18 protein-coding genes are annotated in these 20,776 nt (G+C 28.1%); 6 read left to right on the forward strand and 12 right to left on the reverse strand.

Going from position 1 to position 20,776, the window contains the following annotated elements; genetic code table 11:
- Position 1: 1 nt before the first annotated feature.
- The 5 genes from msrA to CR143_RS04160 are packed head-to-tail and all read right to left on the reverse strand — an operon-like array spanning position 2 to position 3,128.
- Positions 2-571, reverse strand: a complete 570-nt coding sequence (gene msrA / locus CR143_RS04140; protein ID WP_099340573.1) for a peptide-methionine (S)-S-oxide reductase MsrA — start codon at positions 569-571, stop codon at positions 2-4.
- A complete protein-coding gene (gene glaH, locus CR143_RS04145) occupies positions 568-1,485 on the reverse strand; it encodes a glutarate dioxygenase GlaH (RefSeq protein WP_099340574.1) in 918 nt (305 codons plus the stop codon). The genes msrA and glaH overlap by 4 nt, the downstream gene beginning before the upstream one ends.
- Positions 1,486-1,815 carry an AzlD domain-containing protein gene (locus CR143_RS04150; protein WP_099340575.1) on the reverse strand — a complete coding sequence of 110 codons (330 nt, stop codon included), beginning with the start codon at positions 1,813-1,815 and terminating at the stop codon, positions 1,486-1,488.
- 3 nt (positions 1,816-1,818) lie between these two features.
- Positions 1,819-2,514, reverse strand: coding sequence for an AzlC family ABC transporter permease (locus tag CR143_RS04155; protein WP_099340576.1), 696 nt, complete (start codon positions 2,512-2,514; stop codon positions 1,819-1,821).
- The gene (locus tag CR143_RS04160) at positions 2,511-3,128 is read right to left on the reverse strand and encodes a LysE family translocator (RefSeq protein ID WP_099340577.1); all 618 of its coding nucleotides are present in this window, start codon (positions 3,126-3,128) and stop codon (positions 2,511-2,513) included. Before CR143_RS04160 ends, CR143_RS04155 begins: the two co-directional genes overlap by 4 nt.
- 181 nt (positions 3,129-3,309) lie before the next feature.
- On the opposite strand from CR143_RS04160, the gene metF reads away from it, so the two are divergent.
- Genes metF through metZ form a run of 3 tightly spaced genes read left to right on the forward strand, consistent with a single transcriptional unit; the run spans position 3,310 to position 7,648 of the window.
- Entirely contained in the window at positions 3,310-4,197 is an 888-nt protein-coding gene (gene metF, locus CR143_RS04165) for a methylenetetrahydrofolate reductase [NAD(P)H] (protein WP_099340578.1), read from the forward strand.
- Entirely contained in the window at positions 4,194-6,476 is a 2,283-nt protein-coding gene (gene metE, locus CR143_RS04170) for a 5-methyltetrahydropteroyltriglutamate--homocysteine S-methyltransferase (protein WP_204524591.1), read from the forward strand. Before metF ends, metE begins: the two co-directional genes overlap by 4 nt.
- Positions 6,473-7,648: an O-succinylhomoserine sulfhydrylase gene (gene metZ / locus CR143_RS04175; RefSeq protein ID WP_099340579.1), complete on the forward strand. Its 1,176-nt coding sequence runs from the start codon at positions 6,473-6,475 to the stop codon at positions 7,646-7,648. The genes metE and metZ overlap by 4 nt, the downstream gene beginning before the upstream one ends.
- Before the next feature lie 3 nt (positions 7,649-7,651).
- Here the strand turns inward: metZ and CR143_RS04180 are convergent, their stop codons facing one another.
- Both CR143_RS04180 and CR143_RS04185 read right to left on the reverse strand, forming a co-directional pair.
- Positions 7,652-7,957: a (2Fe-2S) ferredoxin domain-containing protein gene (locus tag CR143_RS04180; RefSeq protein ID WP_099340580.1), complete on the reverse strand. Its 306-nt coding sequence runs from the start codon at positions 7,955-7,957 to the stop codon at positions 7,652-7,654.
- Complete coding sequence (locus tag CR143_RS04185; protein ID WP_099340581.1) at positions 7,958-8,710, reverse strand: SDR family NAD(P)-dependent oxidoreductase; 753 nt, start codon at positions 8,708-8,710, stop codon at positions 7,958-7,960.
- A 60-nt stretch (positions 8,711-8,770) separates the two neighbouring features.
- Here CR143_RS04185 and fumC point away from each other — a divergent pair, with 60 nt between their 5' ends.
- The gene (gene fumC / locus CR143_RS04190) at positions 8,771-10,159 is read left to right on the forward strand and encodes a class II fumarate hydratase (protein ID WP_099340582.1); all 1,389 of its coding nucleotides are present in this window, start codon (positions 8,771-8,773) and stop codon (positions 10,157-10,159) included.
- Here fumC and CR143_RS04195 read toward each other — a convergent pair.
- Complete coding sequence (locus tag CR143_RS04195) at positions 10,156-11,562, reverse strand: AsmA family protein (RefSeq protein ID WP_099340583.1); 1,407 nt, start codon at positions 11,560-11,562, stop codon at positions 10,156-10,158. The genes fumC and CR143_RS04195 overlap by 4 nt on opposite strands.
- A gap of 126 nt (positions 11,563-11,688) precedes the next feature.
- On the opposite strand from CR143_RS04195, the gene CR143_RS04200 reads away from it, so the two are divergent.
- Both CR143_RS04200 and CR143_RS04205 read left to right on the forward strand, forming a co-directional pair.
- Positions 11,689-13,929, forward strand: coding sequence for an ATP-dependent helicase (locus tag CR143_RS04200; RefSeq protein ID WP_099340584.1), 2,241 nt, complete (start codon positions 11,689-11,691; stop codon positions 13,927-13,929).
- Complete coding sequence (locus tag CR143_RS04205; RefSeq protein WP_099340585.1) at positions 13,922-15,655, forward strand: aminopeptidase P family protein; 1,734 nt, start codon at positions 13,922-13,924, stop codon at positions 15,653-15,655. The genes CR143_RS04200 and CR143_RS04205 overlap by 8 nt, the downstream gene beginning before the upstream one ends.
- Here CR143_RS04205 and ligA read toward each other — a convergent pair.
- The 4 genes from ligA to ftsA form a co-directional block, all read right to left on the reverse strand.
- Positions 15,626-17,677 carry an NAD-dependent DNA ligase LigA gene (ligA, locus tag CR143_RS04210; protein WP_099340586.1) on the reverse strand — a complete coding sequence of 684 codons (2,052 nt, stop codon included), beginning with the start codon at positions 17,675-17,677 and terminating at the stop codon, positions 15,626-15,628. The two genes, CR143_RS04205 and ligA, sit on opposite strands and share 30 nt — an antisense overlap.
- Positions 17,678-17,683: 6 nt before the next feature.
- The gene (locus CR143_RS04215; RefSeq protein ID WP_099340587.1) at positions 17,684-18,508 is read right to left on the reverse strand and encodes an outer membrane protein assembly factor BamD; all 825 of its coding nucleotides are present in this window, start codon (positions 18,506-18,508) and stop codon (positions 17,684-17,686) included.
- A gap of 49 nt (positions 18,509-18,557) precedes the next feature.
- Complete coding sequence (gene lpxC / locus CR143_RS04220; protein WP_099340588.1) at positions 18,558-19,475, reverse strand: UDP-3-O-acyl-N-acetylglucosamine deacetylase; 918 nt, start codon at positions 19,473-19,475, stop codon at positions 18,558-18,560.
- Positions 19,476-19,540: 65 nt separating this feature from the next.
- The gene (gene ftsA / locus CR143_RS04225) at positions 19,541-20,773 is read right to left on the reverse strand and encodes a cell division protein FtsA (protein ID WP_099340589.1); all 1,233 of its coding nucleotides are present in this window, start codon (positions 20,771-20,773) and stop codon (positions 19,541-19,543) included.
- Positions 20,774-20,776 lie beyond the last annotated feature (3 nt).

Below are 20,776 nucleotides of genomic sequence, written 5' to 3' on the forward strand. Positions count from 1 at the left end.
ATTACCTCCAAACTTCTTTTAGTCTCTCCATTCTTCTGCAACCAATTACATAAGCAAAATAATCTGATGGATTTTTTTTGTAATACTGCTGATGATAGTCTTCAGCTGGATAAAAATTTTTAAATTCTGTGAAAGAGGTTTTAATTTTATTAATTTTAATTGATTTTAACTCTTTAATTGACTGATCAATTAATTTTCTTTCTTGATCGTCTTGATAAAATATAGCGGAGGCATAGGATTTACCTCGATCACAAAATTGACCATAACCATCATACGGGTCGATATTTACCCAGAAATTTTTAAGTAGTTCTGAATAAGTTATTTTTTTAGGATCATAAGAAACTTTTACTGTCTCTATGTGACCTGTGCGACCAGTAATAACTTGTTGGTAAGTAGGATTTGGGACTTTTCCACCGCTATATCCAGAAATTACAAAATTTACTCCCTCTAATTTATCAAATACTGGCTCCATACACCAAAAACAACCACCAGCAAAATATGCAAATTTTTCTTTGGAATAAATACTTTGATTAAAAAAAAGTAAAAAAAATATTAAAAATAATTTTTTCAATTATAAAAAACTCCACGCTGACGCATAAGTTCTCGCTGTAATTCTTTATTTTCAATAAATGGTTGTCTTCCATGTAACATAAAATAATTATTTGAGAAAATTGAGCATCCTGGTGGTAATTTAAAAATAATCTTATTTTTACTACTTTCTAAAGATTGAGAGAGATTATTTAGAAATAAACCTTGTTCTAAACTTTGCGGTTCAGGGAATTGATCAATGTAAGAAATGATTGGCTTACCATCCTTATCTTTAAAGAATACAGGGTGAGTTACTTTATAATCTACATTCTTACTTTTTGGTGAGCCCCAAATAAAATTCATTTGTCCAACTGGATGATTAAAAAATTTATTACATTCTTCCCAATCATCTAAGTGAAGTAATACACTTTCGCCACCTTGGACATTTTTTTCCATTATCTTGGTCATTAAAAGCCAATCTGTTTTTTCTTTGACGTAAGTTCCATCGGTATGAAGATCTAACCTCTTATAAGCTTTCCTTAAATATGAGTCGCTACTATCAACATGCTTCACTTCAAATCGAGCATAGTATTTGCCTGTCATCGCGTCAAAATTTGGAAGTCCCACCAAGTGAGTGAAGGCTGTGGAAAGTTTAACTAAAAATTTATCATCAGTTACCTCTGGGTTAAACTTTTTAGGCCCAACTACAAATGCACCTCGATTTCTATCGGTTAATATTTCTTTAAAAAGATTTTTAATTTTATTTTCAAAAATTTTATTACATTCATCAGCAACAAAAAATCTCAAAAATGGTTTAAGTTCTAGATCCTGAACATCGATCGATGAAAATTTTTTTATAAGTTCATCAATGGCAGCTTGTGAAATATTTATTGAAATTAATCTTTTGCTTTGCGGATGTGATGTGATTTCTAATCCTTTTATATTTTCGAATGACATTTAATTAAAATATAAATTAAGTATACCAAATAAAATTACACCAAATAAAGAGGAAAAAAGCACATTTTTTTTACTAACAAATAGAATAACAATTGTTATTCCTGCTGCTAAAAGTCTTATTGTAGTAGATGTTTGCTCCAACGCACCAACTGGGTGAATAAATATTCGCGCAATCAGCGCAGCTAAAATTCCATAAGAAACACATGATACAAATTTAAATAATTTTCCTTCTTCGTTGACAAAATCTGATGAAAAAACTCCTAAAAATCTTGGTAAATAAGTTGCAAATGCTGTTAAAAGAATTGCTAAATAAATATAAGTTTCAGGCATTATTTACCTTATAAAAATAAAATAGGAAATTATTCCAGAAATAGTTCCAGCAAGTAATACTGACCAATCTGGGGTTATTAAAAAAAGAATTGGTGCCAAAATAACTGATAAAAAAACAGTAGCTACAATATGTGATTTATTTAAAACCGAAACAATCATGCACATAAAATAAATTGGATTTAAAAATATTAAAGCAACAAAAACTTTAGCACTTAAAATACCAGCGGCATAAAATCCTATAACAGTAGCAAGTGTAGATAAAATCCAAAGCGTCGATCCAAGACCTAAAAAAAAACTAAAACGGCTTTCCTTTGTAATTTTATCATAATTAGAAAGCATATAAACCCAACTAGTGACAGCAATAAAATGTGCCAAAAAATAATAATGCCATCTCGGTCTACTTTTTTGTCTAATCACTGGAACAAGGTTTACTGTCATGGGATACAATCTGGCATTCGTCAAAAAAACTGCTATTAAAATATTTAGTAAAGTCCCATTTACTATTAAAGTTTCAGCCATGACTACCTGGCCAGGTAAAGCAAAACCAATCAAAGTCGATAAAAAACTTTGTATTGCGTTTAGTCCAGAATTTTTAAAGAGAGCACCTAAAGCAAAAAAACTTGCCGCAAGACTAATTCCTGGGATACCAAGCGCTGCGAAACACCCCTTTTTAAAATTATTATCAAAGGTATTATTCATAAATTAATTTTGGTACTTAAAATTTTATAGGCAAGAAATAATAGGGCACATCCTGATAATCTACTTATTAAATTTGGATAATTTTTTAAAAAAATTGCTATTCGACTTGAAACCCCAGCATAAATTGTTAAAAAAAAAAAATCTAAAAATACGTGTGTTGTCATTAAAATAACAAAATGAAGTATAAAATTATTATCTGGATTTAAAAAAGTTGGGAACATTACAACAAAAAAAACAATTGCTCCTGGGCTAAATAAAGCAGAAATAAATCCATCTTTAAACAAATCAAAAGCTGATCGAGTTCCAAATGTCTTATCAATAGTAACGCTGGTTTTTCTTATTAAAAACTTTATTGCTAAGTAAATTAAATATAATCCGCCTATCCATTTAAAAATATCTAAAATTTGTGGATTAGGCTTCATCAAAGCATAAACTCCAAATGTTGCTAAAATCATCTGAATTGCATTCGCCGATACATCTCCCAAGCCAGTCCATAGACTTTTTGGAAAACCATAATTCATAGAATTAGTTATAATTAAAATTCTTTGTGGTCCTGGCGTGATAAATAAAATAGTAATTAATTGAACAAAAAGTAGATAATTATTTGGAATCATTTGTAAATTGAGATCTATATTGACTATTTATCTTAATAAAGTTATTTAATATTTAGCGCTGAGTTATTTCTACTTGCGAGCGCTTTATAAATCCAGCTAAAGCGAAGCATTAATAACCGCCGCTTTATCTGGTGGTTTTTTTAGAAAAAATTTCAAAAAAACCTTTGTTTAAAAAAAGATTATGAACAAAGATTTAAATATTAGTTTTGAATTTTTCCCTGCTAAAGATGAAGCTGGCCACGAAAATCTATGGCACAGTCTCGAAAAGCTTGAGCAATTTTCACCTAAATTTGTCTCAGTTACTTTTGGTGCTGGCGGAGGTGAAAGGGATAAAAGTGATTTCCTAGTTAAGAAAATAAGTAAAAAATCAAATACTCCAGTTGCGGGGCATCTTACTTGTGTTGATATGAGTAAGAATGAAATCAACTCAATTGCACTTGATTGGTTAAACAATGGAATAAATAAAATTGTCGCCTTACGCGGGGATGTTAGAAAAAAAGATTCAAAATATATGCCCCATAAGAATGGTTATGAAAATGCAGCGGATATGGTGAACGGATTAAAAAAATTAGGTAATTTTCACATTGCAGTTGCAGGATATCCAGAAAAGCATCCGGACTCAGAAAATGAAACTAAAGACCTGGAAAATTTAAAGAATAAAGTTGATCAAGGAGCTGATAAGATTATTACTCAGTTTTTTTTTAATGATGAAAAATTTTTAAAATTTAGAGATAAAGCAATATCTCTAGGAATTAAAATCCCAATCATTCCAGGTATTCTTCCAATAGATAATTTTGAAAAAATAAAGAATTTTAGTAAAAAATGTGGAACTTCAATTCCAATTTGGGTTGAAGAAGAATTTGCTGGCTTAGAGAATGATAATGAAGTTCAAAAAATTGTAGGGGCAAGCATTGCGTGTGACTTAGTTAAAAAATTACAATTAGAAGGTGTTAATGAATTTCATTTTTATACACTTAATAAATATGAGCTTAGCTACGCAGTATGCAAAAGATTGATTGCAGATAAAACAAAAATAAAAATTAACCAACTTAAGGAGTTAAACGTATGACAATTAAAGTTAATTGTATTGGATATCCAAGAATAGGACCGAAAAGAGAATTAAAGAATGCTTTAGAAAAATATTGGAAATCTGAAATTTCTGAGGGCGATTTATTAAAGTGCGCTAGTGAATTAAAAAAAAATAACTGGCAAACACAAAAAGATAATGGGGTTGATTATATTTGTTCAAATGATTTTTCATTTTACGATCAAGTTTTAGATACAATTTGCTTAGTAGGTTCAATTCCTGAAAGATATAAACATAAAGACCATGAAGTTTCTTTTAAAACTTATTTTGCGATGGCACGTGGCTCTCAAACAAAAGATTTGGATGTTCCTGCGCTTGAAATGACAAAATGGTTTGACACTAATTATCATTACTTGGTGCCAGAATTTTCAAAAAATCAAAAATTTAAGTTGAGTTCAAATAAACCCTTTGATGAATTTGATGAGGCTAAAAAATTAGGCTTTAATACAAAGCCAATTATTTTAGGACCTCTTACTTTTTTAAGTCTTGGAAAAACTACAGATGAGACTTTCAAAAGTATTGATTTATTAGACAATTTACTTCCAGTTTATGCAGAAATCTTATCTGTCTTAAATAAGAAAGGTGCTGAATGGATACAAATAGATGAGCCTATTTTAGTAAAAAATCAAAATGCTGATTTTACTAAACTAATAAAAAAAACTTTAAATCAATTAAAAAAGTTTGCAGGTTCATCTAAAATTATCTTAACAACTTACTTTGAAAAACTAGACTCTGAAATTGAAAAAGAAATTTTAGAAAGCGATGTAGATGGAATTCATCTTGATTTAATTCGTGGAAAAATCTCAAATATAAATTCTTTAAGAGATATTAATAAAACAATTTCTATTGGAATTATTGATGGAAGAAATATTTGGAAATCGGATGTTAATAAAAAAATTGAGCAAGTACTAGAGTATTCAAAATTTATTAAAAATTTATGGATCTCCTCTTCTTGTCCATTATTGCATACTCCTTATGACTTAGGATTAGAGACTAAAGTTCCAGAAAAAATTAGGAAGTGGCTTTCATTTTCTAAACAAAAACTAATCGAACTTAATCATATTAAAATTTCATTAAACAAAGGTAATAATGAAATCAAAAATTACTTAGATGAGAATAAGAAGGATATCGCAAGTAGAGTAACATCTGAGTTAATTCATGATGATAAAGTTAAACAGAGAGCTAAAAATATTACAACACAGATTTTAAATAGAAAATCCAACTTTATTAAAAGATCTGAAATACAAACTAATCTGTTTAAATTACCTTTGTATCCCACAACAACTATTGGATCTTTTCCTCAAACGTCCGACGTAAGAAATGCCAGAGCTAAATTTAAGAAAAATGAATTAAGCTTAAAAGAATATGAAGATTTTCTTAAAACAAAAACAATCGATGCCATTAAAAAACAAGAACAAATTGATATTGACGTTATTGTCCATGGAGAATTTGAAAGAAATGACATGGTTGAATACTTTGGTGAACAACTTAAGGGATTTACTTTTACATCTAGTGGCTGGGTTCAAAGTTATGGTTCAAGATGTGTAAAACCACCAATTATTTTTGGAGATGTTTCTCGTCCAGAGTCTATGACAGTGCAATGGTCGAAATTTGCTCAAGAGCAAACCAATAAAATTGTTAAAGGCATGTTAACTGGTCCAATAACAATTTTACAATGGTCTTTTGTTAGAGATGATCAGCCAAGAAAAGATACAGCATTACAAATTGCTTTTGCAATAAGAGATGAGGTTGAAGATCTTGAAAAAAATGGAATTAATATGATTCAAATTGACGAACCTGCTTTGAGAGAAGGTTTGCCTCTAAAGAAAAATGATTGGAAACAATACTTAGATTGGGCTGTTAAAGCTTTCCAAATTTCTGCCGCTGTTGCTAAAGATGAAACTCAAATACACACACATATGTGTTACGCTGAATTTGAAGATATTATTGATGCAATTGCTGCCTTAGATGCTGATGTTATCTCCATAGAAACATCAAGATCGAGAATGGAATTATTAAAAACATTTGAAAAGTTTAAATATCCAAATGAAGTGGGGCCTGGTGTTTATGACATCCATTCTCCTAGGGTTCCGAATAAAAATGAGATGAAAGAACTGATTCAAAAAGCATCAAAGTTAATCGATAAGAAAAGAATTTGGGTAAATCCAGATTGCGGACTTAAAACTAGAGGCTGGCCGGAAACAATAGCTGCACTTGAAACAATGGTTCAGGCGGCTAAGGAATTAAGAACTGAAAAATGAAGAAAACAAAACTTGGAACTAACACAAATTTAATTCGCGGAGGATTAAATAGAAGTCAATTTAATGAGACCTCTGAAGCGTTATTTCTAACATCAGGATTTGTTTATGATAGCGCTGAGCAAGCTGAAGCTATTTTTAAAGGTAGTAAGAAAGGTTTTCAGTATACTCGTTACTCAAATCCTACCGTTGAAACTTTTGAAAAAAGGTTAGCACTACTCGATGGTTCTGAAGATTGTTTTGCAACAGCAAGTGGAATGGCTGCTGTATTCTTTTCATTAATGTGTCAATTAAGAGCTGGAGATCATTTAGTTTCATCCGCTGCTTTATTTGGGTCTTGCAAAGAAATCGTAAAAAATATTCTCCCTCGATATGGTATTGAAGTAACATTTGTGGATGGAAAAAATTTAAATGAATGGAAAAAAGCTATAAAAAAAAATACAAAAATTTTTTTCTTTGAAACTCCTTCAAATCCACTTTTAGAATTAGTTGATATTAAAGCAGTTTGCAATATTGCTAAAAAACATAGAATTAAAACTGTTGTAGATAACATTTTTGCAAGTCCTGTTCTGCAAAAGCCAGTTTCACTGGGTGCAGATATTATTGTATATTCCGGTACAAAACATATTGATGGGCAAGGAAGAGTACTTGGTGGGGCTATATTATCCTCAAAAAAGTTTAAGGAAAATGTACTTAAGCCTTTTTTGAGACATACCGGTCCATCTATTAGTCCTTTTAATGCCTGGGTTTTGTTAAAGGGTTTGGAAACTGTCAAAATTAGAGTAGAGGCACAATCAAATGCTGCTTTAGAAATTGCAGAATTCTTAAATAAACATTCTAAGATTGAAAAAGTATTTTATCCATTTTTAAAAAACTTTTCTCAATACTCCCTTGCTAGAAAACAACAAACCCTTGGCGGAACAATTTTAAGTTTTAAAATTCAAGGTAAAAAGAAAGAAGCCTTTAAATTTATTAATAAATTAAGAATATTTGATATCTCTAATAATTTAGGTGACACAAAATCTATTGTAACTCATCCAACTACAACTACCCATCGTGTTTTAAGTGAAAAAGATAGATTATCTCTTGGTATTACTGAAAATTTAATAAGACTTTCTATTGGCTTAGAAACAGTTTCTGATCTTAAAAAAGATATTACTGCAGCGTTAAAATAAAAACTATATTTTTAATCTTTCAACAATCTTATTTTTTAATAAGTGAGAATTTAAAATCTCGTCAATATCTTCTGAATTCTTAAAAGAATACCAAACCCCTTCTGGATAAATCACCATTACCGGCCCAAGTTCACATCGATCAAGACAACCAGACTTATTAATTCTAATTTTTTTATTAAGTTTTAAATCTTTAATTTTTAATTTTAATTCTGTGTGTAATTTTTCTGAATTTTTTAAACTACAACACCCTTTTGGATTAGAGTCAGGTCTTTTATTAATACAACAAAAGATATGTTTTTCAAAAAACATTTAAATATTTTTAGTTATGATTCTGACTAAAAAAAAATAAATAGGTCTTGGTAAAACTTGTAAAATTTTAAAAACAATTTTCATCTGAATTGGAAAAGTAATATCGTATTTTTTGCCTAATAGTCCTTCAAAAATAATCTCAGCAGCTTTGTCAGCCTCCATAATAAATGGCATATCAAATGTATTTTTCTCAGTTAATCTGGATTTAACGAAACCTGGATTAATTATACTTAGAGAAATATTATTTTTATCACAATCAATCTTAATAGATTCAAAATAATTAATCATTGCAGCCTTTGAAGGTCCATAAGATGAAGAATTTGGAAGTCCTCCAAATCCTGCAAGTGAGCTAATAGCTGCAAGATGACCAAATTGTTGCGATTTAAAATGGGGTAGTAAAATTGAAAAACAGTTAATCATCCCAAAAAAATTTACCGCAAAGGTTTTTTCAAATAATTCTAATTTAATATCAAAAGTATCATGAGGTTCGTAATAACCTGAACAATAAACAGCTAGATCAATAGTTTTAAATTCTTTAATTATTTCATTAATAATTTTCTGACAATTTATTTTATCTGTAACATCTAATGAAAATGTAGATATTTTTGTTGTTTTTGAATTAAATTCTAATTTTAGATTTTTTAATTTTTCTTGAGTTCTGCCTAGTAAAATTAAATTATCACATTGATCTAAGTATTTTTTGCCAAGTTCATAACCTATACCAAAAGTAGCTCCTATAATTAGTACATTCATAAATTATGCTTGATTATCACTTATTAAAAATTATCATCAGTGATATAAGATAATACCGTTATGGCATCAAGAATTGAATCTGACAGTTTTGGTAAAATTAAAGTCCCAGCTGATAAATATTGGGGAGCCCAAACAGAACGTTCATTAAAATACTTCAAAATTGGAAAAATATTAGTTCCGCTTGAAATAATAAGAGCTATTGCAATAATTAAGAAAGCAGCAGCTATTGTCAATTTTAAATCAAAGTCCTTAGATAAAAAAATTTCACAAGCAATTATAAAAGCCTCTGATGAAGTAATTAAAGGAAAATTTAATAATCATTTCCCACTTAAAGTTTGGCAAACGGGTTCTGGAACTCAAACTAATATGAATGTTAATGAAGTTATTTCTAATCGAGCAATAGAAATTTTAGGGGGAAAAATAGGATCAAAAAAACCTGTTCATCCAAATGATCACGTAAATAAATCTCAATCTACAAATGATACTTATCCAAGCGCTATTCATATAGCTGTTGCTATTGACGTAAAAAAAAGACTTCTTCCGACTCTGCAATTATTAGAGAGAGAATTAGCTGTTAAAGTAAAAAAATTTAAAAATATTGTTAAGATTGGAAGAACACACCTTCAAGATGCAACTCCATTAACTTTGGGACAACAATTTTCAGGCTATCACATGCAAATTAAAAATTGCATTATGCGTATAGAGATTGCTTTAAAAGAAATGTATTTTCTTGCTCAAGGAGGCACTGCTGTTGGTACTGGTATTAATACTAAAAAAGGTTTTGATAAAAAAATTGCATTAGAGATTAAAAAAATTACTAAACTACCCTTTAGAACTGCTCCAAATAAATTTGAAGCACTTGCAAGTCATGAACCAATAGTAAATTTATCTGGCACATTTAACACGCTAGCTGTTGCATTGATGAAAATTTCAAATGATATAAGATTTCTTGGATCTGGACCAAGAGCTGGCTATGCAGAACTTATTCTTCCAGAAAATGAGCCAGGATCATCAATCATGCCTGGTAAAGTAAACCCAACACAGTGTGAGGCTGTTACAATGGTATGCACCAGAGTTATTGGAAATCATACAACAATTACTATCGCTGCATCAAACGGACATTTTGAATTAAATGTATTTAAGCCTGTAATTGGTCACAGTATGATTCAATCTATTGAATTACTTTCAGACTCAATTGAATGTTTCGTAAAATATTGCCTTAAAGGTATTAAAGCAGACACAAAAAGAATTTCTCAATTATTAAATAGCTCATTAATGTTAGTAACGGCTTTGGCTCCAAAAATTGGTTACGACAATGCTTCAATGATTGCAAAAAAAGCACACAAGAACGGAACTTCTTTAAAAGAGGAAGCTTTAAAAAGTGGGTTAGTTGATGAAAAAGAATACGATCAATTAATTAACCCAAGAAAAATGACACACCCAAATTAGAATAGAAAACTATAAACTCTTGGATCTAAAATATTCATAATATTTTTGTTTAAGCGTAGATTCATTTCTTCCTGAACTGTATTTAAATTTTTTTTGCTAAATTTTTTGTTATTATTTCCAATAATTTCGTTCACCACTAGTCTTCCCTGTCTCATATTCAAATCCCCCTTCATTTTTCCAGAAAAACTATCATTTGGTAAAAGTGCAATCTTTTCCCTTGCACCATTTGTATTTTTATAAAAATTTTTAATATTTACGAGATCAATTTGCGAATTAAAAAAAAATATCGTTTCTCTATTCTGAGTAATAAAACGACCATTTATTTTTAAAAGATCATTAAATTTTGAAATCAAATTTAATTCTTTAATATTCACATCTCCACCTTCAACAACAATAATGGTGTTAGCATCAGAAAAAAGATTATGATTTGTAATCAAATTTTTAAAATTTAATTTAAAAATACCATAAAAATCTTCGTGAATATTAAATAACTTATTATTCACTAAATAGTCTTTAAGATCACTATTGGGTAATTTTTTAAAATTTGTATCTATGAAATTAAACTCGCTAACAAATGTGAGTCTAGGTTTAAAATCAATTTTAGCTGAACCTTCTCCTTTATAAAGAAAAGAATTTACTAAAATATTTTTTAAATCTACATTTTCATCTCTTAGGTTAAAATTAAATTGCAAAGTTAAATTATTTAGACCAATTGTACTTAAAGTATTTGCAAATCTAATTTTCGCATTTCCTAAAAACTCATTTTTTAAAAAATTAATATCAGTTAGATCTGCATCAAAATAAAACTTTAGATCATTAGAATTTATTGATAAAGTGCCAATACTTTTATTTTTATTCCTTGACCCTTGAAAAGTACTTACAAAAGGTAAGTTAAAAAGACTTCCAGTCAAATTAAATTTACTTAGATTTCCTTTGTCAAAAATAATGTCGCTATTTATATCACTTATCTCGATAAAATTTTTATTTGAAGAATATTTTAAATCTAAATTATGAATTCTAATTAATTTAATATTTTTAATAGCATCAATGTTTTTGAAAAAGTTATCAAAATAATTATTTTCTAATTCAATAATTCCATCAACCAACTCAATATTGGTAATATTAAAATTTCTAAAAACTATATTAAAAATATTTATAGGAAGCTTAATTTTGTAAATATTACCAATATAAACATCTTCTTTTTTATTATTTTCAAAAATATCAACCGAAAATAATTCAATGTGAGGTTTTAAAAACGGTTTATAAGAAATACTCTCATTAATTTTAATTTTAACAAAAAAATTCTCTTGAATTTTATTTTCTATCTCAGGTTTATATCGATTAAGATCTATAAAAAATGGTAATAAAAAAATAATAAATACTACAATAGCAAAAGCTACCATCGCTATGCTGTAGATTTTGTGATTATAAAATGACTTAAGAGAGTTTAATAAATTTAACGAGTTTAATTTCCTAAGAATCATTTAATTTTTGCTATATTATGTTAACTACTTGATCTAATTGATTTTATGAATTCTACTAGCCAAAATTACTTATTAAACCTTAATAATCAACAAAAAGAAGCTGTTATTCACTCAGATGGTCCTCTGTTAATTTTAGCAGGAGCAGGCTCGGGAAAGACTAAAGTTCTAACCACTCGAGTTGTTCATCTTATCGAGACAAAAAAATGCTGGGCCAATCAAATTCTTTGCGTAACTTTTACCAACAAAGCTGCAAATGAAATGCGGGAACGAATATTAAAACTTCTTAGCGCTCAATCTTCTTCTCTACCTTGGCTTGGAACCTTTCACTCTATTAGTAATAAGATCTTAAGACGTCATGCAGAAGCTGTTGGTTTAAAATCAAATTTCACGATTTTAGATACTCTTGATCAATTAAGGTTAATAAAAAATATAATTGAATCAGAAAACATTGATATAAAAAAAATACCACCAAAATTAGTAGCTGCTTTTATAGATGACTGGAAAAATAAAGGTCTCATTCCAAGTGAAGTTAAAGTTAATAATGAAAACTATATTAAAGATACAGCGTTAAAATTATATAGAATTTATCAGCAGCGATTAAAGATTATGAACTGCGTAGATTTTGGTGATCTAATCTTGCATTGTGTAACAATATTTAAAACTATGCCTGAGATACTAGAATTATATCATAATAATTTTAAATATATTCTTGTAGATGAATATCAGGATACAAACTTTATTCAAAATATTTGGTTAAATTTATTATCAAAAAAAAATAACAATTTATGCTGTGTAGGAGATGATGACCAATCTATCTATAGTTGGCGCGGTGCTGAAGTTAAAAATATTTTAAATTTTGATAAACTAAATGCAAATACAAAAGTTATAAAGTTAGAGCAAAATTACAGATCAACACAAAATATTTTAGATACTGCCTCTTCTTTAATTTCTAATAATGAAGATAGACTTGGTAAAAAACTATGGTCTGAAAATTCTAAAGGAGATTTGATAGAAGTGAATTGCTACAACAATGGATATGATGAAGCGATTGCCGTAGCAGATGAAATCGAAAAAAATATATCAAAAGAACATTCTCTTAATCAAGTATCCATACTAGTTCGAGCTGCTTTTCAAACAAGAGAGTTTGAGGACCGATTTATAAAAATTAATTTACCTTATAGGGTTATTGGAGGATTAAAATTTTATGATCGTGCTGAAATAAAAGATGCTATTAGTTATATTAGAATTATTTACCAAGAAAATGATGATCTTGCTTTTGAAAGAATTATCAATACTCCAAAACGTGCAATTGGAGATGCTACTCTAAAAGAAATTCATAAAATTGCTAAGGAGAAAAATATTAATTTAGAACAAGCGTCACTCATATATTGCGAACAAGAAAACTCAACCGGAAAAACTATTCTAAGTTTGAAAAAAATTATTACCGACATTCAGTTATGGAGAAAATTATCAAAAGAAATAACTCATTATGAACTAACGGAAAGAGTCTTGGATGAATCTGGCTATTCCCAAATGCTTATGAATGAGAAAACGCCAGAGGCTGACAGTAAATTAGAGAACTTAAAGGAATTAATATTATCAATGAAAAATTATAGTAGCCTTCAAGATTTTCTTGAAAATATCTCATTACAAACCTCAATAGATGAGGATTGGAAAGGTGAAAAAATAAATTTAATGACTATGCATGCCGCTAAAGGACTTGAATTTGATGTAGTTTTTTTGCCAGGCTGGGAAGAGGGATTGTTTCCTCACCAAAAATCAATTGATGAAAAAGGACATCAAGCAATAGAGGAGGAAAGAAGACTTGCTTACGTCGCAATAACTAGAGCAAAGAAGAAATTATTTATCTCTTTTGTAAACAATAGAAGAATTTATGGAGGTAAGAGAGATAGGGACATAGACTGGATGCCAACACTTCCTTCTCGTTTTATTGAGGAACTTCCTAAAGACAATATCAACATTAAAAATCATTTTACAGAGTATCAGAAAAGTGATTTTGATTTTAATCAAGAGATTGACTACGACAAACCATCGAGAAGTCCTGGCTGGGAAAGACTAAAACAAGCAAAAAAAAATATAAATAATTTTAATAAAATTAGCTACAGTAATAATAATACAATCTTTAAAGTTGGCGAAAGTGTAACTCATGATGATTTTGGCAATGGAAAAGTAATTCATATAGAAGATAATAAACTTATTATTATTTTTAAAAAATATGGGGAAAAAAAAATAATTGATAAATTTATAAAAAAAAGTAATGGATAAAATTAATCAATTAAGAAATATTTTAAATAAACAAAACTGCGATGCTTATATAATTCCAAAGAATGATGAATATTTTGGAGAGTACGTACCTAAAAATAAAGATAGATTAAAATTCATAACTGGATTTACTGGCTCAACAGGACTTGCCTTAATTTTAAAAAATAAATCTTATTTATTTGTTGATGGTCGTTACACACTGCAAGCAAAAAAAGAAATTTGTAAAGATTTTAAAATTTGCGAAATTCCAAAAATTAAACCTTATTATATTCTAAAAAACCTAAATAAAGAAATTACTTTAGGGTTTGATCCAAAACTTTTTACTTCAAATACGTTAAAAAATATTATTTCAAATAGTTTAATTAAAATAAAACCTATAAATAATAACTTAATTGATACAATTTGGAAAAATAAGACAAAAGTTAACAATAATAAATTTTATATTTTAGAAGAGAAATATCATGGGGAAAGCTTTTTAAATAAAATTAGTAAAGTAAGTAAATTTTTGAAGTTTAAAGATATTCATTATTTACTTACAACGGCTGTCGAAAATATTTCATGGTTATTAAATATTAGGGGATCTGATGGATCATCTAGTCCACTCACAAATGGAAAAATCTTATTTAATAAAAATGGTAAAATAATATTTTTTACTAATATTAAAAAAATTACACCTCAAATTAAAAAAGCTCTTGGAAAGAAAGTAATTTTTATTAAAGAAGAATTATTTATTAACTACTTAAAAAAGATTAAAAATTCAAAAATTTTAATAGATAAAAAAACATGTAGTTTTTATTATGAAAAAAATATCCATTCTTCGAATAAACTTATTGATATCGAGGACCCTATATATTTATTAAAAGCTATTAAAAATAAAACAGAGATCAGTAATGCAAAAATTGCTCATTTATTTGATGGAATCGCTTTAACTAAATTTATTTTTTGGCTAAAAAATAATTATAGAAAAACGAAGATAACAGAAGTATCGGCTCAGAATAAATTAGAAAAATATAAAAAACAGAACAAAAATTATTTATATCCAAGTTTTAATACCATTTCAGGATTTGGTGGAAATGGAGCAATAGTTCATTACAGATCTAATAATAAAACCAATAAAGAAATAAAAGGTAATAATTTATATCTTTTAGATTCTGGTAGTCAGTATTTTTATGGGACCACTGACGTAACTCGAACAATAGCTATTGGCAACTTATCAAGCTTTCAAAAAAAAATTTATTCGTACGTTCTTAAAAGTCATATTGCGGTTGCCTCATATAAATTAAAAAAATCAACACTAGGAAAGCATATAGACAAGATTGCAAGAGTTCCCTTATTAAAATTTGGCTACAACTATTCACATGGGACAGGTCATGGAGTTGGTTATTTTTTAAATGTGCATGAAGGGCCGCAAGGACTATCCCCTTTTAATAATCATAAAATACTACCAGGTATGATCCTGTCAAACGAACCTGGATTTTATAAAGAAAATAATTTTGGAATAAGAATTGAAAATTTAATTTATTGTAAAAAAATTAATAATAGCCATTCAAAATTTATAAATCTAACAATGGTTCCAATTGATAAAGATTGTATTAACAATAAGCTTTTTAATAAAAATGAAATAAATTGGATTAATAACTATCATCAAAAAATCTTTTATATTCTGAAACCTTTTATGAATAATACTGAACTTAAATTACTAACTGAAGCTTGTTCGGCTATTTCTTGATAACTTTAACCACTCTTTTTCTTCAATAATTTTAACGCCTAATTCTTTAGCTTTATCAACTTTGTTTTTTGTTGGTTTGGTTAAACCAATAACTAAATAATCTAATTTTTTATTAACAGAACTTAATATTTTTGCTCCCAAAGTCTCTGCTAATGACTTAGCCTCAGACCTGCTCATGGTAGAAAATCCTCCTGTAAACATAATATTTTTTCCAGAAAAAAAACTATCAATTTTCTTTTCTACAAAATCTTGAATATTTAAAATTTTACTCAATTCATAAACTACTTTGTTATTTTTCTTATCCTTAAAAAAGTTTACCAAAGATTCAATTTGAGTTTCACCTATTCCATCAATTTCGTTTAAATTGTTAATTTCATTCATTAAAAGATCTGAATTACAAAGCTTTAAAAAATTTTTTATAGAAATAAAGTACCGTGATAAATTTTTGGCATTTTCTAAGCCGATATGTCGTATACCAAGACTATAAATAAATTTTATAAGACTTATATCTTTGCTTTTATCAATTGCTGTCTTCAAATTATTAACTGACAATTCTCCCCAACCTTCCAGTTTTTCAATTTTTTTATAATCAAGAGTAAAAATATCTTGTGGTAAACGTATAAAATTTAACAACCAAAAATCTTCTACGATTTTTTTTCCAAAACCTTCAATATCCAGAGCTTCTTTAGATACAAAATGTTTAATTTTTTCTCTTGCCATAAATTCACAATTAAATCCTGTATCTGTGCATCTTTTAACTGCATCTAATTTTTTTGAAGTTTCGTTAAAATCATTAACTGCAGGTCGGCCGCATAGGCATTTTTCCGGAAATATAAATTTTTTACTATTTTTATCTCTTTTAGATTTAATAACTTCTACTACTTGCGGAATAACATCTCCTGCTCTTTGTATGATAACTGTATCGTTTAATCTGATATCTTTTCTAATAATTTCATCTTGGTTATGTAATGTCGCATTTGATACTAATACTCCACCTACATTCACCGGATCTAATTTTGCAACTGGGGTAAGTGCTCCTGTTCGTCCAACTTGAATTTCAATTTTTCGAACGACAGTTATAGCTTTTTCAGAGGAAAATTTATGAGCAATAGCCCATCTTGGTGATGATGATAAACTTCCAAGTCTCTTTTGAAGTGCTAAGTCATTCACTTTATAAACTATTCCATCAATATCATAATCCAATGAAGATCTAATTTCTTCTATATGATGATAGCCTTTAATTAACTCATCTATTGAACTAAAAGTTTGCGTAAGGGGATTTATTTTAAAACCGATTTTCTTGCAAAAATTTAAAAAATTAACATGGGTTTTAAATTTTTTTTCATCAATATCACCAACACTATGAGCAAAAAATTTTAATGGTATTGAAGCTGTTTTTTTTGAATCTTTTTGTCTTAACGATCCTCCTGCTGCATTTCTTGGGTTTGCAAAATCGTTTTTAATTTTTTCAAAATCTTTTTTTCCAATGTAAACTTCGCCTCTAATTTCAAATTCTTTATCTATGCTCTCCCCTTGAAGTATTTGCGGAATATCTTTAATCGTTAATAAATTTTCTGTTATATCTTCGCCGTATTCGCCGTCTCCTCTCGAAAGTCCACGAATAATCTTATTATTCTTATAAATTAAAGATGCTGAAATTCCATCAATCTTAGGTTCTGCTGTTAATTCTATAGGATAATCTTTTTCAAAGTTTAGATAGTTTCTAATTTTTTTTAAAAAGTCCTCTACATCATCTTTTGTAAAGGCATTATCTAAGGATAACATAGGTACAAGATGTTTAACTTTAGAAAATTTTTCTGAAGGAGTAAAACCTACTTTTTTTGTTGGGGAATTTTTATCTATAATTTTAGGATTTTTTTTTTCAAAATTTAGAATATCATTTTTGATTCTGTCATACTCTGCATCTGAAACTAATGGTTTATCATTATGATAGTAAGCTTTATTTAGTTTTTCAATTAACGCAATTTTTTCCTTGTACTCTTTTAAAGATAACGACTTCATTAAAAGTTAATTGAGTATTTTTTTAAAACCATCTAGAAGAGATTTATCTTTTTTAGGTAAAGTTGTCTGATTTGTTGATACTAATAAATAACTTTTTTTATACCACTCACTTGAATTAAAATTATAGCCTAAAATTGCTGCAGCTTTGCTAGCATCTTCTTCTAATCCTAATTTATGATAAATTTCAACCAGTCTATATAAAGCCTCTTCGATATAAATTGTAGTTTGATATTTATCTACAATTGTTTTTAATCTCCCGATAGCCGCTGCCCATTTTCGTTTATTCATATAATATCTTGCAACGTACATCTCTTTTCCTGCCATCAAGTCATTCAGCAGATCTAATTTATATTTAGCGTCATCTGCATATTCAGTGTTTGGATAAGTATTTATTAAAGATTTAAATTGATTTATTGCTTTAACAGTTTTTTCTTGATCTTTTGAAAATTCACTAACTTCCTCAAAGTAACAAACGCCTTTTAAATATTCTACGTAAACTCTCTCAGGATTACTTGGATAAAATTTTACATATCGTTCGAGTATAGACAGTGTATCTGAACAGCGATTTGCCTCATAATAAACATATGCCATCATTAATAAAGATTTTGGAGCCCACTCAGTGTAGGAATAATCTTTTTCTACCATTTTAAATTTTTCGATTGCTCCTTCAGCGTTACCATTATTAAAATCATCCATAGCAAAGCCCCATAACTTTGGCAGACTAATTTTCTCTTTAGGTGGCGGAACTAAGGGCTTATCGTTTGATGATGAACAGCTTAAAATAAGTAAAAAAACTAATAAAATTGAAAATATTCTTTTTAGTTTAAACATTAAAATTAAAAGTTTTATTATTTCTTTTAATTAAGTTTTATCACTAAAACTATAAATTCACTACAAGTTGATTTGATAAATAAGAACTAACAGGCGATAAATTTTTTGATTTCAGAGAAGTTAAATTCCAGGAGCTTTTATTTTTTATTAAGGCTTCTAATAGTTTACGTGTCATATCATGGCCTCCTTGATAACAGTTTACTTTTCCAATAAGAGAGTAACCCGCTAAATATAAATCACCTATACAGTCTAGAATTTTATGTCTCACAAATTCATCTTTATGTCTTAATCCATCTTGATTTAAAACTTTATCTTCAGAAACAACAATTGCGTTGTCTAAAGAACCACCTTTTGCAAGTCCCATCTTAAATATATTTTCAAGATCTTTTTGTAGGCAAAATGTTCTAGAGTCATAAACTTCCATAAATCCATTTTTTTCTAAATCTATTTTTTTACTTTGTTTTTTAATAACGCGATCATGAAAATCAATTTCATAATCAATTTCTAATTTATTTTTATTTGTCGGTTCAATTGAAATTGATTTTTCTTTTTCTTTAACAATAATTTTTTTTAAAATTTTAATATATTTCTTCTCGCAGCTTTGAACCGTAATTCCAGAATCTTGAATAGCAATCACAAACTCTTTTGAACTTCCATCTAAAATCGGCAACTCCTGTCCATCAACCTCGACTATTGCGTTATCAATGCCCATTCCTGATAAAGCGGACATTAAATGCTCAATAGTAGAAACTGAAACATATTTATTAGAAATAGTTGTGCACAATTTTGCTGGCAAGGCATTACTAATATGGGCTTTGATAATTTTTTCTTTACCTTTGTAATCCGTTCTTACAAAATTTATTCCAGAATTAGGCGATGATGGCTTAATTAAAAGATTAGCAACTAATCCGCTATGCAAACCTATGCCTTTAAAATTGATTTTTGACTTTAAAGTCTTTTGATACATAATTACGATGCATCAAATATTTAGTAAAATTCATGACAATAGCTAATCACCTTTTGTTACGATTTCTACTTTTGAAAAATTGATAAAATTCTTGAGAAAAAGCCAGTATTTTTAAATTTAATTGGCAGTGCTTCTGAGGGAAGCCCATAAAAATAATTTTTAACCATTCCATAACAAACAAGAAAATCTTGTGATAAATTATTAACTAAGTTCTGATCTTCATGTTTTTTTTGTAAAATAAGTTCCGTTCTTGGTGAAAAATATTTTTTTATTAAATTTATTAGACCAACTAAATTAGATCCTCTACCTGAAATATAAATTTTTTTACTTTTTATATCTATTAAACTATAAGATTTAATTTTTTTGTAAATTAATTGCAAAATTTCTTCAATTCTGGAATTAATAATAGTATTAACCAACGTTTTAGAAATCTTTCTAAAATCATCATCTGGAAATAAATGCACTGGTAAATATTCAATCTTATCTTTAATATTATCATTTAATACGCACTCCCCACTTTCAACTTTAATTCTTTCTGCTACATCCATTTTAATATCTAAGACTTTAGCTAAATCTTTTGAGATCTGATTTGAACCATAAGGAATAACACCAATATATGTGAGTGTACTATTTTCAAGGATAGCAAAACTTGTTTTGTCTTTGCCAAAATCTATACAAATGAAATCTTCATTTAAGTCCTCTAAAGTTACAAAAGATAAAGCTAAAGCATATGTGCCAAAAACATAATTTTCCACTGACAATTCGCAAGAATTTATAATATTTTTCAAATTATTAATTGCTGTGTGATCTGCTAAAACAGCATGAACATCTACTGAAAATGTATTTGCCTTAAAACCAACAGGATTTTCAACATTTATTTTTTTATCGATCTTATAATTAGATGTAAAAATATGTAAAATTCCCTTGTCTTTATTATTCTTGATGATTTCATCTACAGCGATATGAATCAAACCCTGAATATCTTTCTCGTTTTCTACCTGATCGCCCTGTACACTTTTATATTCTGTTAATAAATTACTAAAAATATTTTCAAATTCTGCGTTTACAATAATATTTTCTAAAGAAATATTAGCCTGTTTTTCAGCGATTTCTAGACATTCACGAACAGCTAAATTTGCATCATGAAAATTCGTGACTAATCCTTTATCAATTCCTTTTGATGCAACAATAGATTTTCCTAAAATTTCAATTTTATTATTTTTTAATTTTGTAATTAGGCACTTTATTTTTGAAGAACCAATATCAATTGAGGCAATTAATTCTTTTTTTTGATTCATTAT

The organism is Candidatus Fonsibacter ubiquis (assembly GCF_002688585.1).
Taxonomy (GTDB): Bacteria; Pseudomonadota; Alphaproteobacteria; order Pelagibacterales; family Pelagibacteraceae; genus Fontibacterium; species Fontibacterium commune.

Bases quoted from the DNA above. Each gene is read 5' to 3' on its own strand.
- CR143_RS04215 (WP_099340587.1), bottom strand. From the start codon at position 18,508: ATGTTTAAACTAAAAAGAATATTTTCAATTTTATTAGTTTTTTTACTT.
- metZ (WP_099340579.1), top strand. From the start codon at position 6,473: ATGAAGAAAACAAAACTTGGAACTAACACAAATTTAATTCGCGGAGGA.
- CR143_RS04160 (WP_099340577.1), bottom strand. From the start codon at position 3,128: ATGATTCCAAATAATTATCTACTTTTTGTTCAATTAATTACTATTTTA.
- lpxC (WP_099340588.1), bottom strand. From the start codon at position 19,475: ATGTATCAAAAGACTTTAAAGTCAAAAATCAATTTTAAAGGCATAGGT.
- ftsA (WP_099340589.1), bottom strand. From the start codon at position 20,773: ATGAATCAAAAAAAAGAATTAATTGCCTCAATTGATATTGGTTCTTCA.
- CR143_RS04155 (WP_099340576.1), bottom strand. From the start codon at position 2,514: ATGAATAATACCTTTGATAATAATTTTAAAAAGGGGTGTTTCGCAGCG.
- CR143_RS04205 (WP_099340585.1), top strand. From the start codon at position 13,922: ATGGATAAAATTAATCAATTAAGAAATATTTTAAATAAACAAAACTGC.
- glaH (WP_099340574.1), bottom strand. From the start codon at position 1,485: ATGTCATTCGAAAATATAAAAGGATTAGAAATCACATCACATCCGCAA.
- CR143_RS04200 (WP_099340584.1), top strand. From the start codon at position 11,689: ATGAATTCTACTAGCCAAAATTACTTATTAAACCTTAATAATCAACAA.
- metE (WP_204524591.1), top strand. From the start codon at position 4,194: ATGACAATTAAAGTTAATTGTATTGGATATCCAAGAATAGGACCGAAA.
- CR143_RS04150 (WP_099340575.1), bottom strand. From the start codon at position 1,815: ATGCCTGAAACTTATATTTATTTAGCAATTCTTTTAACAGCATTTGCA.
- ligA (WP_099340586.1), bottom strand. From the start codon at position 17,677: ATGAAGTCGTTATCTTTAAAAGAGTACAAGGAAAAAATTGCGTTAATT.
- metF (WP_099340578.1), top strand. From the start codon at position 3,310: ATGAACAAAGATTTAAATATTAGTTTTGAATTTTTCCCTGCTAAAGAT.
- CR143_RS04180 (WP_099340580.1), bottom strand. From the start codon at position 7,957: ATGTTTTTTGAAAAACATATCTTTTGTTGTATTAATAAAAGACCTGAC.
- CR143_RS04185 (WP_099340581.1), bottom strand. From the start codon at position 8,710: ATGAATGTACTAATTATAGGAGCTACTTTTGGTATAGGTTATGAACTT.
- CR143_RS04195 (WP_099340583.1), bottom strand. From the start codon at position 11,562: ATGGTAGCTTTTGCTATTGTAGTATTTATTATTTTTTTATTACCATTT.
- fumC (WP_099340582.1), top strand. From the start codon at position 8,771: ATGGCATCAAGAATTGAATCTGACAGTTTTGGTAAAATTAAAGTCCCA.